The sequence below is a fragment of the Listeria goaensis genome, assembly GCF_900186125.1.
Lineage (GTDB): Bacteria > Bacillota > Bacilli > Lactobacillales > Listeriaceae > Listeria > Listeria goaensis.
This window is the reverse complement of record NZ_FYBQ01000016.1, coordinates 34,535-47,270: the sequence shown is the minus strand read 5'-3', so window position 1 is coordinate 47,270 and position 12,736 is coordinate 34,535. Positions and strand designations below refer to the sequence as shown.

10 protein-coding genes and 8 tRNA genes are annotated in these 12,736 nt (G+C 40.7%); 16 read left to right on the top strand and 2 right to left on the bottom strand.

Features of this window, described 5'->3' with window-relative positions; genetic code table 11:
* The first annotated feature begins 47 nt into the window (after nucleotides 1-47).
* The 14 genes from CFT42_RS13830 to CFT42_RS13765 all read left to right on the top strand — a co-directional run bounded on the left by CFT42_RS13830 (nucleotide 48) and on the right by CFT42_RS13765 (nucleotide 6,054).
* A tRNA-Phe gene (locus CFT42_RS13830) sits at nucleotides 48-120 on the top strand.
* A gap of 15 nt (nucleotides 121-135) precedes the next feature.
* A tRNA-Tyr gene (locus tag CFT42_RS13825) sits at nucleotides 136-219 on the top strand.
* A gap of 13 nt (nucleotides 220-232) precedes the next feature.
* Nucleotides 233-306 (top strand) — tRNA-Trp (locus CFT42_RS13820).
* A 28-nt stretch (nucleotides 307-334) separates the two neighbouring features.
* Nucleotides 335-407: transfer RNA gene (locus CFT42_RS13815), tRNA-His, on the top strand.
* A 15-nt stretch (nucleotides 408-422) separates the two neighbouring features.
* Nucleotides 423-494 (top strand) — tRNA-Gln (locus CFT42_RS13810).
* Between the two features lie 5 nt (nucleotides 495-499).
* Nucleotides 500-571, top strand: a tRNA-Gly gene (locus CFT42_RS13805).
* Nucleotides 572-585: 14 nt separating this feature from the next.
* Nucleotides 586-659 (top strand) — tRNA-Cys (locus CFT42_RS13800).
* Nucleotides 660-707: 48 nt separating this feature from the next.
* Nucleotides 708-791 (top strand) — tRNA-Leu (locus tag CFT42_RS13795).
* Between the two features lie 387 nt (nucleotides 792-1,178).
* Complete coding sequence (locus CFT42_RS13790; protein ID WP_088811082.1) at nucleotides 1,179-1,718, top strand: cyclic nucleotide-binding domain-containing protein; 540 nt, start codon at nucleotides 1,179-1,181, stop codon at nucleotides 1,716-1,718.
* A gap of 96 nt (nucleotides 1,719-1,814) precedes the next feature.
* Entirely contained in the window at nucleotides 1,815-2,246 is a 432-nt protein-coding gene (locus CFT42_RS13785; protein WP_088811081.1) for a MarR family winged helix-turn-helix transcriptional regulator, read from the top strand.
* Nucleotides 2,243-2,716 (top strand): GNAT family N-acetyltransferase, encoded by a 474-nt coding sequence (locus CFT42_RS13780; RefSeq protein WP_088811080.1) that lies wholly within the window; start codon nucleotides 2,243-2,245, stop codon nucleotides 2,714-2,716. Before CFT42_RS13785 ends, CFT42_RS13780 begins: the two co-directional genes overlap by 4 nt.
* Before the next feature lie 107 nt (nucleotides 2,717-2,823).
* Nucleotides 2,824-4,065, top strand: a complete 1,242-nt coding sequence (locus CFT42_RS13775; RefSeq protein ID WP_088811079.1) for an MDR family MFS transporter — start codon at nucleotides 2,824-2,826, stop codon at nucleotides 4,063-4,065.
* Nucleotides 4,052-5,620, top strand: coding sequence for an amidohydrolase (locus tag CFT42_RS13770; protein WP_088816420.1), 1,569 nt, complete (start codon nucleotides 4,052-4,054; stop codon nucleotides 5,618-5,620). The genes CFT42_RS13775 and CFT42_RS13770 overlap by 14 nt, the downstream gene beginning before the upstream one ends.
* Before the next feature lie 29 nt (nucleotides 5,621-5,649).
* Complete coding sequence (locus CFT42_RS13765; protein ID WP_088816419.1) at nucleotides 5,650-6,054, top strand: VOC family protein; 405 nt, start codon at nucleotides 5,650-5,652, stop codon at nucleotides 6,052-6,054.
* Nucleotides 6,055-6,337: 283 nt separating this feature from the next.
* Here the strand turns inward: CFT42_RS13765 and CFT42_RS13760 are convergent, their stop codons facing one another.
* Complete coding sequence (locus tag CFT42_RS13760) at nucleotides 6,338-8,134, bottom strand: ABC transporter permease (protein WP_088816418.1); 1,797 nt, start codon at nucleotides 8,132-8,134, stop codon at nucleotides 6,338-6,340.
* Entirely contained in the window at nucleotides 8,124-8,900 is a 777-nt protein-coding gene (locus tag CFT42_RS13755) for an ABC transporter ATP-binding protein (RefSeq protein WP_088809433.1), read from the bottom strand. Before CFT42_RS13755 ends, CFT42_RS13760 begins: the two co-directional genes overlap by 11 nt.
* Before the next feature lie 293 nt (nucleotides 8,901-9,193).
* Here CFT42_RS13755 and CFT42_RS13750 point away from each other — a divergent pair, with 293 nt between their 5' ends.
* Nucleotides 9,194-10,921 carry an ABC transporter ATP-binding protein gene (locus CFT42_RS13750; RefSeq protein WP_088816417.1) on the top strand — a complete coding sequence of 576 codons (1,728 nt, stop codon included), beginning with the start codon at nucleotides 9,194-9,196 and terminating at the stop codon, nucleotides 10,919-10,921.
* Nucleotides 10,914-12,686, top strand: coding sequence for an ABC transporter ATP-binding protein (locus CFT42_RS13745; RefSeq protein ID WP_088809431.1), 1,773 nt, complete (start codon nucleotides 10,914-10,916; stop codon nucleotides 12,684-12,686). Before CFT42_RS13750 ends, CFT42_RS13745 begins: the two co-directional genes overlap by 8 nt.
* Nucleotides 12,687-12,736 lie beyond the last annotated feature (50 nt).

The following is a 12,736-nucleotide window of genomic DNA, read 5'->3' as shown; positions in this document are numbered from 1 at the left end:
TGTCACGCAGGAGATCGCGGGTTCAAATCCCGTCGGGACCGCCATTTGGCTTGGTAGCTCAGTTGGTAGAGCACTTGATTGAAGCTCAAGGTGTCGGCAGTTCGATTCTGTCCCAAGCCACTTTTATTTTAATACGGAGGGGTAGCGAAGTGGCTAAACGCGGCGGACTGTAAATCCGCTCCTTCGGGTTCGGTGGTTCGAATCCACTCCCCTCCACCATTATTTTTTTGATAGGGGCATAGTTTAACGGTAGAACAGAGGTCTCCAAAACCTCCAGTGTGGGTTCGATTCCTACTGCCCCTGCCATAACATAAAACTTTATAATTGAATTATGGCGGGTGTGGCGAAGTGGTTAACGCATCGGATTGTGGTTCCGACATTCGTGGGTTCGATTCCCATCATCCGCCCTTTAATTTTATTGATGGGCTATAGCCAAGCGGTAAGGCAACGGATTTTGATTCCGTCATGCGCTGGTTCGAATCCAGCTAGCCCAGTTTTTGCGGAAGTAGTTCAGTGGTAGAACATCACCTTGCCAAGGTGGGGGTCGCGGGTTCGAACCCCGTCTTCCGCTTTTTTCTTTTTTAAGGCGCCATAGCCAAGTGGTAAGGCAGAGGTCTGCAAAACCTTTATCACCGGTTCAAATCCGGTTGGCGCCTCCATTGCTTTTTTCTTTCAAAAATTTTATAATAAGTTTATTCAAACATTATGCCGGCGTGGCGGAATTGGCAGACGCGCTGGACTCAAAATCCAGTGACCGCAAGGTCGTGCCGGTTCGACCCCGGCCGCCGGTATCCAAGCACTCCCAAACCTGTATAGGTTTTGGGGGTTTTCTTTTTTAGATATGCGTTAAAATTAACGTTTAATTACGTTGTTTTCGTTGCAGTTTTTATTATAACATTGCTAAATAAATTAATTGAATTTTCTAGAATGGAAAATTGTAGAAAAATGGTCACAATTTAAGGCTAAAAATGTACAAATAGACAAATTTAACACAAGAAAAGTGTGTTATTATAGAGTTATCACATTGTGACTTCTAAAAAGATTGTATTTGCTCACCAGGCACCTATACGAATCTGATTGCTTTTAGTTGCCGCAATCCCATTGGAAGTTAGCTGTCAGCCAAACAGCTAACTTTTTTCCTTATTAGGAATAGAGTGATAGAATCTGGAGGAGATTAAATGTACATACCAAAAAAAGAGGTTATAGCTTTTACTGGAAACCAGCAGATTCAGGGTGAAGGTGTTTTTTTAGTTGTAGAAGGATACCTTGTGCAGGAATCCAATGGGACTTTAATAAAAGTTTTAAAGCAAGGGAGTATTTTTCGTCTTGATTCTCAGCATGAATGGTTTCAATTTTTTTCAAGGGGAAAAAGTTTTCTAATGGAGATTGAGCGTGAGAAGTATACGGATGAAATTGTTTGCGATACGATGAAGCGGATGACTGAATCGCTTGAGAGATATCGGTTGCCAGGCAGAGAACGAATTGAGGCAGTTTTATATCAAATTGCTTTGGATGTTGGGGTTGAAAATGATCAGGAAATTTATATTCCGATAGCTTGTAATCAGTCAAAGCTCGCAAAATATAGCAATGTAAGTCGGGAATATTTTATCAAAATTAAAAATGATTTAGTTAAAGAAAAGCGCATTGAAATTCGAAATCGTAGTTGGATTTTGCTTGAAAAGGAAGAATGGGAAACAGTTTGTATGACAGAGGAATAGATAGGAGCATTCAGTTTGAATGCTTTTTTTAAAACATATAGTTGATTTTGTCAACTATATGTTTTATACTAATAAAAATGAAAGAAGGGGAATTGGATGGATCAAATTAGTGAGATTCGGCGATTTAATCGCTTTTATGCTAGCATATTAGGAAAACTTGACCAGAAAATCTATCATAATCCTTATCCGCTGACTGAAGTGAGGGTTTTGCAACAAATTGATTTTGAGAATGGGAAGACGGCTTCTGAGATTGGCGATGCGATTGGGGTTGACCGAGGGTACATGAGTCGCATTGTGAAGAGATTTGAACTTTCGGGGCTGATTCAAAAACAGCAGCTTGCTGGTGATAAACGACACTTTGCACTTTTTATTACGGAAAAGGGGCAGGCGGAGATTGAGAAATTTGTGGCGCTTGCGAACTTGGCGCTTAGCGAAATGACGCAGAAATTGACGGATCAGGAGATGCGGGATTTGGTTGAAGCGATGAGCGTGATTGAAAAATTGCTTTCAAAGGAGGAATTGATATGAAGATTGAAAAATATACGGAACGTTACCATGAAGAGGTTGTCGCATTGATTTTGCGCATTCAGCAGAAAGAGTTTAATGTGCCGATTTCGCTTTCGGATCAGCCAGATTTGATGGATATTGGGAACTTCTACGCTGACGGGGGATTTTGGATTGCGCGTGATGGAGACACTGTTGTAGGCACGATTGCTACATGGTTTATCGACGGGCCAAACGCAACCATTCGCAAGCTTTTTACGGATGAAAATTATCGAGGAAAAGAATATCAAACGGGGCAGCGCCTTTTAGAAACGCTTGAAGAATTTTGTGCGCAAAACGGCAAGTCACATATTTTTTTAGGAACGACGGATAAATTTAAGGCCGCACACCGGTTTTACGAAAAGAATGACTATATCGAGATTTCAAAAGCGGATTTACCAGCTGATTTTGATATTTTGGATGTGGATTCGAAGTTTTATCATAAAGCGCTATAGGAAAAATGCAGTTTGGGTACGCCCGGCTGTTTTTTTCTTTTTTACAAAAGATAAGTTGTGAGCTATACTAATGTTTGTGATTTGTTTTTAGAAAGGGAGCGAGTTTTTTGAGCAGATGGTTACCTCGTGATTTATGGATTGTAATAGTTGGGATGGTTCTTTTGTATACAGGACTATCCTTTATTTGGCCATTTAATATGGTGTATATGACGACAGAACTTGGCATGTCGGACATGGATGCATCGCTTGTGTTGCTTGTGAATTCTTTTGTGGGAATGGTGGCGAGTGTTGTTGGCGGAATTATTTTTGACCGGTTAACGGGGTATATTTCGCTTATGATTGGAACTTGTATTTTAGTTGTGGGGACGTTTCTTTTGATGACATTTCATAGCTATCCTTATTTTGTTTGGAATCTTTGGCTTGTGGGTGTTGCCATGGGAATGGTGTTTGCAGGGCTATACGCGGCGGCGGGTTTGACACATCCGAGCGGCGGGCGCACTGGATTTAATGCCATTTATGTAGCTCAAAATATTGGTGTTGCGGTTGGACCGTTTCTAGCCGGATTCTTGGCGGAGCGCGGTATGGGACAAGTTTATTTAGGTGCATTTCTTTTCGCGATTTTTTATGCACTTTTCTTCTTTATCTTTTTTAGAAAAATAGATTGGAAGTCCGAAAAATTGGGTGCGGAAACAAAGCACCGAAAACGTGGTGGAACGCGTGAGAAAGCGACAAAATGGGGTCTCATTTCAATGGGTTTGCTACTTTTGACGTATCTGTTTTGCCAGTTGCCACATGTACAGTGGCAGTCTAATTTATCTACCTATATGACAGCAGATGTTGGTGTGTCGGCATCCGAGTACGGGAAACTTTGGAGTTTAAACGGGGCATTAATCGTTCTCGGTCAGTTGATTTTAATTCCGCTTATTCATCGTTTCAAAAAGCATTTATTGCTTCAAGTTTATATCGGTATTTTGCTATTTGCGCTATCGTTTGTATTTGCAATGCAAGCAACTGTATACAGCGGATTTGTACTAGGAATGATTTTCCTGACGCTTGGTGAAATGTTCGCATGGCCAGCAATTCCGACGATTGCCTATCAACTAGCACCAAAAGGGAGCGCGGGGTTATATCAAGGATTAGTGAACGGAATGGCAACAGCCGCACGAATGCTAGCGCCGTTTTTGGGAGCTGTTGTAGTCACGAAATTTGGCGGCATAACAGCCTTGTTTATAGGGATTTTCAGTTTGCTACTCCTTGCGTTTGTCACGATAACACTACAAGCACTTACTCAGAAAAAGGCGAATTTAAATGATGTGGAAACCGAGGTGGAAATGCATGAAATTGCTTGAGAATGCTCGCTTTTATACGATGGGAAAAGAAGGCGAATTTGTGCGGAATGTTTTAATTGATGGGGCTACAATTCGGGCGATTGATGTCGACCCCGCGGCGCATTTAGAGGCAGAGCGCATCAATTTGAACGGGGCAACTGTTTTTCCAGGCTTTGTCGACTCACATATTCATCTGCTTTGGTACGGACAAGCTCTAGCGCGGTTGAACTTAAACGAAACAACAACGAAGAAGCAAGCTTTGGAAAAGATTAAGCAGCGTCTGGCCGAGCTTTCGGAAACCGAATGGCTTTTTGTAGAGGGATATGATGAAAATAAATGGACGGACGACAAAACGCTACTCACAGCCGCTGATTTGGATTCTATCAGCGAGACACCACTACTCGTAAGACGCATCGATTACCATAGCGTGACGGTTAATCACGCATTAATGGAAGCTATTTCTTTGTCTAAAGACGCAAAGTTTGAAGGTGGCGGTGAAATTGACACAGATGAAAATGGCGAATTGACGGGCATTCTAAAAGATAACGCAACGAATTTGGCGATTCAGGCGTTTCCAATTCCAACTACCGCTGAAATGAAAATGTGGCTTGAACTGGCGATTTGTGATTTGTGGAAAAAAGGAATTACAGGGGCCCATTCAGAGGATTTGCACTATTTTGATGGCTTTAAGGGAACGCTCGGCGCTTTTCGCGATACAATTAATGCAGAATTTCCATTTCGCGCGCAACTTTTAATTCATCACGCGGAACTAGCTGCGTTTAAGCAGGAAAAAGAGCTTTTCATGGACGGAAATCCTTTTGTGGAGCTGGACGCTGTGAAAATCTTTTTTGACGGCACTGTGGGGTCGAGAACGGCATATATGGCGAATGGCTATGCGGACGACGCAAGCAATCACGGGTTGAAGATTCATTCGGACGAGGAGTTTGTGGCAATCGTCAAGAAAGCGCGCGAACTGGGGCTTCCGGTGGCGATTCATATTCTAGGTGATGCGGCATTTCAAGAGGTGGTTCGTGTGCTGAAAAAATATCCGCCGAAAAGTGGCTTGCACGACCGAATGATTCACACGCCGTGGTTAACAGATGAGCTCATTGCAGAAGCAGAAGGAATGCCACTTTTGTTTGATGTTCAGCCGCAGTTTATGGCGAGCGACTTGCCGTGGGCGCTTGACGTTTTAGGCGAGAATTATCCCAAACGAGCATTTGCTTGGAAGACACTTCTAGAAAACGGCTTTGCACTAGCGGGAGGAAGCGATGCGCCAATTGAAGTTCCCAATCCTTTTTACGGAATTCATGCCGCAGTTACACGCACTGCGACAAGCGACTTAAACGGTAAACGCTACTTTCCAGATGAGGCGCTGACTGTGTACGAAGCGATTTCACTCTACACAACCGGCAGTGCAAAAGCTAGCTATAAACCTTTTTCTCGGGGAAAAATTGCGCCAGGATTTGCCGCAGATTTCACAGTTCTAGCAACCAACCCGTTTGAAGTGGCGACGAACGATTTGCGCGACATTCAAGTAATTCAAACATTTGTAAGTGGGCTGAAAGTGTATTAAAATGTACGAAAACGGAAAGGTTGATGAGAATGCTAGACAAAACGCAAATTAGTATGTTCTTGACGTTTAGTGGGCAAGCGGAAGAAGCGGTTCAATTTTATGTGGACTTGTTTGATGAAGCAAAAATCGTATCAACTCGTTATTTTGAAGAAGGTGAGCCGGGAGAGCTGGGCAAGGTTTATACGATAGTATTCGAGATTGGCGATCAAAAATTCATGGCGATGGACATGGAAAAGAAATACGCCGTTGACTTTTCATGGGCAACTTCGATTTTCATTGAAACGCGAAATGAAGAAGAGTTCAATCGCTTATTCGAGGGACTAAAAGCCGGTGGAACAGTTATGATGGGCCCAGAAGAGATGGGAATTTACAGCAAAGTGGCATGGGTGACAGACCGCTTCGGTCCAACGTGGCAACTTGTTTGCGAGAAATAAAAATAAGCTTCCTGAGCACTTTTGGTGTGAGGAAGCTTGTTTTTTTGTTGGGATGATGCAAGGATATTTAATTAATAAAAGAAGGGGAATGCTTTTATTCATCTAGTCCAAAAAGAGATGGGTAAATTAATGAGGTTTAAACAAAAATTCAGTAGTGTTCAAGTGGCTACTGGATTACATAATAATATCGTCTGTTCATTAGCAAAACCAGGGTAGAGAATCGGAAAAGATTTTCTACCCTGGTTTTATGTTCAGCTAACAATTATACCTCAGTCGCTTATTTTCAATCCAAACTAGCTTTTTTCAAAACGATTCCTTTATAAAGTGTCACGGTAATGAAATAATAAATACAGTAAATCGCTAGGAAAAGTAACACGGGAACATAAAAATGATAATACGGGTTGATGAGAAGGAAAGAGAACATTTCCATGCCTAGCGCAACATGAATAAAGCCGATGATGCCTGGGAATAAGAAGATAAGAAACATTTCCTTGTAAATGGACTGTTTTAAGAGGCGCCGACGCACACCGATTTTTTCAAGCATTTCATAGCGGCGAATATCTTGAGTAGCGCCAGTCAAAATTTTAAACATTAGACAGCTCGCCATCATTGTAAGGAAAGCAAAACCGAGGAAGAAGCCCATAAACACTGTTCCACTCGCAAACGAGTTGTACATTTTATAAGAGCTATATTTGCTGCTTGTAATCTCTTTTCCGTAGCGAGCACTCTCCAATTCGTCCATTTTCTTTAATTCATCGAGATGCGAAACAAAGTTCGTTGTTTTTCCAAAATAAACTGTGCCAAGGTCGCCGTCCACATTAGAAAAATCAGCGGCAGACACGATTTTGAAAGTTTGATTCTGCGTTTCAGTTTGCGGGAAAGCTAAAGATAAGGCAGTGTCCCAAGCGTTTTGATTCGCGTCCGAGTATTCTTTTAAACGCTTCGTTTCACTTTCACCATCTAGCGAATAGTTTTGTGCTAAAATTGGTTTTTTATTAAGTTCGCTGACATTGAAATAGACAGTATCGTTTTTTTGTTTATAAGCATATGTGGTTTTTTCTTTGAAATCGATTTCTTTCATGACAGCTTTCTCTGCCGGAGTTGGATTGACGATTTTTAAATCATACGCATCCATTCGGTCAGCGAGTAGCGGCCCATTATTTTGAAAGGCGAATCCAACTGAGATGGCGCCCACGCCAAGCGCGATAAGCATTGCTACGGTTGCTAAAACGCGTGTTAGTTGACTTACACGGAAATTTAACTGCGCATACGTAAATGAGTTCAGTCGTTTGCTTTTTAAAATTTGTTTTTCGCGGCGTTTTTGAATGATTAATGGCAGGAAGGTTGCGAAAAACAAATAAGTGCCTAATGTAATGGTAAATAGTGCCACTATAATTCCGATATATTGCGTTTGCTTAATATCTATCATGCAGTAGTAACCAATTGCGAGTAGGATAATCGAAATGATAGCTTTTAAAACGATGGCTTTTTTACGGATAATAATTTTTTCTGATTTGGCATCGCCGTGGACTAAATCTAAAACGGTCACTTTTGAAATTTGAATCAAATTTGCAAATGCCGACAAAATAAAGAGGGCAGCAAAAAAGATACAAGTGACAATGAGCGACGGGAGATAAAATGGTGCATACGTGCTCGAATGAAATTCTAGTTGTTTCATCAAAGCTTGACCAATTAGGGCGGCAAGGCCTGTACCTAGCGCCGTTCCAATCAGTAAGGAAATGATGCCGATGAACATCGTTTCAATGAACATAATCAGTGAAATTTTGCGTTTTTTAGCGCCAAGTGTCATGTACATGCCGAATTCTTTTTGGCGTAAGGAAAACAAAAATGAGTTTGCGTAAAGCACGTAGGCAATTGTGATGATGGCGAGCAAAACGGATCCCGCCTGGAAAACAAAACTGACGGCATTAATCATCGCGTTTTCTTGAATAAAGGCTTTATTTAAGGCAAGTGTTTCAAACATGTAAAAAATGGAAATGGACATAATTAAACCGAGTAAAAGTACAGCATAGTCTTTCGCTCGACTACGCATGCTCGATAAGGCGAGCTTAAATATCATCGCTGTCACCCCGATTTTGTCCGAAAGTTGCGAGCACGTCTAGTATTTCTTTATAGAAGTCACTTCGGCTACCTGCGCGATTTAACTCTTTGTAAAGCACGCCATCTTGAATGAACAAGATGCGTTCGCAAAAACTAGCGCTTTGTGGGTCATGGGTGACCATTAAAATGGAAACATCTTGTTCCTCATTTAATTCCGTCATTGTTTCGAGTAAGCTTAAAGCATTTTTAGAATCTAGCGCACCTGTTGGCTCATCGCCTAACAAAATCGCTGGTTCATGCACAAGAGCGCGAGCGGCTGCGGTACGTTGTTTTTGACCACCGGATACTTCAGCAGGATATTTGTGTAAAATATCAGAGATGCCAAGCTGGCGGGCAACAATTTGTACGCGCTCACGGATTTTTTTCGGTTTTACGTCTTGCAAAGAGAGGGGAAGTGCAATGTTTTCATAGAGCGTTAAATTTTCAAGTAAGTTGAAATCCTGAAAAATAAATCCGAGTGATTGAGCACGAAAATCGGATAATTGGTCGTTTTTCATTTGGGTAATATCGACTCCAGCAATTTCGACTTTCCCATTTGTTGGGCGGTCTAGTGTGGAGAGGACGTTCAGAAGGGTTGTTTTGCCTGAACCAGATGGCCCCATGATACCTATAAACTCCCCTTTTCTCATCGAAAAAGAAATATCTTTTAATGCGATGGATTGATTTTGATTTTTTTTACCGTAGATTTTTTCAATATGTTCTACATGTACGACATTGTTTGTCATGAAAAATTCCTCCTAATAGCTTGTCTATATTAGTATCATAAGGCAATTGTGCGATTGGAACATTCGAACGAGGTGACAAAAGTAGATTATTTTACTTACATTTTTGTCATTTTCGGCAGCAAGTTTGTGAACGTGTCAGAAAACTGCGCTAAATTAGAGATTTTAAAATGTTAAAAGCTGTTTTTCTCATTCTACAGACTGATTTTTCACAAATAAATCAAATGAGGGTTGAAAAAGATTTTATTATCGAGTAGAATAAGTGTTCGTCTTATTCTTTTTCAGGGAGGTTTACAATGAAGATTTTATTTCAACATTTGAAGAAATATCGAATGCAGACGATTTTATCCACGCTGTTTGTGGCCATTATGGTAGCGTCACAACTCTGGCAGCCTAAATTATTGCAACAAGTGCTCGATGCAATTATGGAAGACAAAATGGATGAAATAACGTCAATCGGTATTGTTCTTGTGGTAGTTGCTATCGTTGGTTTAATCGCAGGTATTTTAAACACGGTTTTATCAGCAAAAATTGCCCAAGGCGTGGGGGCTGACATCCGAGAGAGTAGCTTTCGAAAAGTTCAAACATTTTCATTTAGCAATATCGAACGTTTTTCGACTGGTAATTTAGTTGTCAGACAAACCAATGATATTACACAAGTTCAAAATTTAGTGATGATGTCACTTCAATCTTTAACGCGTATTCCGATCATGTTTATCGGAAGTTTTATTTTGGCGTTAGTGACATTACCTGCACTTTGGTGGGTTATTATTTTACTTGTTGTGCTCGTAGTATTAATCGTTATGATTACATTCGGGGCAATGGGGAAACATTTTGCAAAAATCCAAGCTTTCCTAGATAAGGTGAACGCAATTGCTAAGGAAAACTTAGCGGGGATGCGTGTGGTCAAAAGTTTTGTCCAAGAAGATAACGAACTTAAAAGATTTTCAGATACGAGTGATAAGCTAACAAGGCATACAATTATTGTAGGAACACTGTTTTCTGTTATGATTCCAGCGTTTATGCTCGTTTCGAACTTGGCAGTCGTTGTTTCGATTTATTTTGTTGGGGATATGGTAAAAGACGACCCAACTGTAATCGGGGCAATTGCTTCATTTATGAACTACTTAATGCAAATTATGATGGCAATCATTATCGGAGGTATGCTTACGATGATGGCTTCTCGTGCGTTCATTTCGCTTGGACGTATTAGTGAAGTTTTAAATACAGATGCAGATATTAAATATGATGAAGATGCGTCAGATGAAGACTTATCTGGTAGTGTCGAATTTAAAAATGTAAGTTTCCGTTACGAAGGAGATGACCAAAACGCGTTAAGCGATATTTCCTTTAAGGCGGCTCCTGGCGAGATGGTCGGGATTGTTGGGGCTACTGGTGCTGGTAAATCGACGCTTGCGCAGCTAATTCCACGACTTTATGACCCATCTGAAGGAGAGATTTTAATCGGTGGAAAGAACTTAGTACATGTGAATAAAAATACGCTACGCAAAACGGTTTCGTTAGTGTTGCAACGTGCGATTTTATTCTCAGGTACGATTTCTGACAACCTGCGCCATGGTAAAAAAGATGCGAATGACAATGATATGGAAAAAGCGACATCAATTGCACAGGCGAAAGAGTTCATTGAACGTCAAGATAAAATTTATGAAGCGATTGTGGAAGAACGCGGGAATAACTTTTCTGGCGGACAAAAACAACGCTTATCGATTTCACGCGGTGTTATCGGGGATCCGAAAATCTTGATTTTAGATGACAGTACGAGTGCGCTCGATGCTCGCTCTGAAAAACTCGTGAAAGAGGCGCTTAACAAAGAGCTTGATGATACAACGACATTTATTATTGCACAAAAGATTTCTTCTGTTATTCATGCGGATAAAATCTTAGTTTTAGATGGGGGTAAACTTGTTTCGGTTGGTTCGCACAAAGAATTGCTTGAGATAAGCCCGATTTATCAAGAAATCTATGAAACTCAAAAAGGAAAGGATGCGTGGGGAAATGAGTGAGTTTAAACAAATTACAAAATTCTTCTGGCACTATCTTCGCGCGTATAAATTACAACTTTCTGTTATCATCCTAGCGGTTATTGGTGCAACTTATTTGCAAGTTAAGGCGCCGCAATTTATTGGTGATGCGATTCAAGAGCTTGCCAATTATGCTGTAAAACTATTTACTACGGGTGTTGATGATAAATCAGAGTTCCATCATATTTTATGGATGCTACTTCTGTTTTATGTGTTAACTTCTGTAGCGACATTTATTCAAAGCATTATTATGACTGGTGTTTCTGGTAAGGCAACGAACCGGATGCGTATTGGTTTGTTCCGCAAAATGGAAAAACTTTCGATTCGCTTTTTCGACCGTCATAATGATGGGGAGATGCTAAGCCGTTTTACAAGTGATATGGATAACATCTCAAATACGCTTAATCAGGCGATCGTTCAAGTTTTATCTAACCTGGCCTTAATGATCGGCGTTATCATTATGATGTTCAATCAAAACGTTGAGTTGGCGCTTGTGACGCTAATTGCTTCACCGTTTGCGATTATCATTGCGGCGATTATTATTCGCAAGGCGCGTAGATATGTGGACTTACAACAAGATAGTTTGGGGCATCTAAACGCCTATATCGATGAAAAAATTTCTGGTCAAAAAGTGATTATCACAAATGGCCTCGAAGAAGAAACGATTGAAGGTTTTGTGAAGCACAACAATACGGTTAAAAATGCAACATATAAAGGACAAGTCTATTCAGGCTTACTTTTCCCCGTGATGCAAGGTATTTCGCTTTTAAATACGGCGATTGTCATCTTCTTCGGTGGATATTTAGCTTTAAACGGTAGCCTTGAACGTTCTGTTGCACTTGGTTTAATCGTAATGTTCGTGCAGTATTCGCAACAGTTTTATATGCCACTTACGCAGATTTCCTCGCAGTATAGCATGTTACAACTTGCAATTACTGGGGCGCGTCGTGTGAGTGAAGTATTCAATGAAAAAGATGAGTTTGAGCGTCCAAATGTGAGCAAAATTGATGGTATCAATACACAAGTTGCGCTTAAAAACGTGAACTTTGGTTATGATCCAGAAAAACCGGTTCTAAAAAATGTCAACATTACGCTTGATAAAGGCAAAATGGTGGCAGTTGTTGGGCCAACTGGTTCGGGTAAAACAACTATCATGAACTTGCTAAATCGCTTTTATAATGTGGATAGCGGCGAGATTGAATTTGATGGTAAAGATATTCGCGACATTGAGCTGAAATCACTCAGAAAACAAGTCGGAATCGTCTTGCAAGACTCTGTTCTGTTTAGCGGTACGATTCACGAAAACATTTCTTTTGGGAAACCGGAAGCACACCGCGATGATGTGGTATCGGCTGCGAAACAAGCCAATATTCACGATTTTATTATGACACTTGAAAAAGGTTATGATACGGAAATTAGTGATGAAAACAACATCTTTAGTGTTGGTCAGAAACAATTAATCAGCATTGCCCGAACGATTTTAACAAACCCAAGCTTGCTTATTTTGGATGAGGCGACAAGTAACGTTGATACGGTTACGGAGAGCAAAATTCAAAAGGCGATGGATAATGTTATTTCCGGTCGGACGAGTTTTGTTATCGCACACAGGCTGAAAACCATTTTAGACGCCGATCATATTGTTGTCTTGCACCAAGGTGAAGTCATTGAGGAAGGTACGCATGAAGGTTTACTGCAACAAAAAGGCTTCTACGCGGAACTTTATCATAATCAATTTGTATTGGAATAAAATGTTAGAGAGAGGCTGGGATTATGTCCTGGCCTCTTTTCATGTATAAT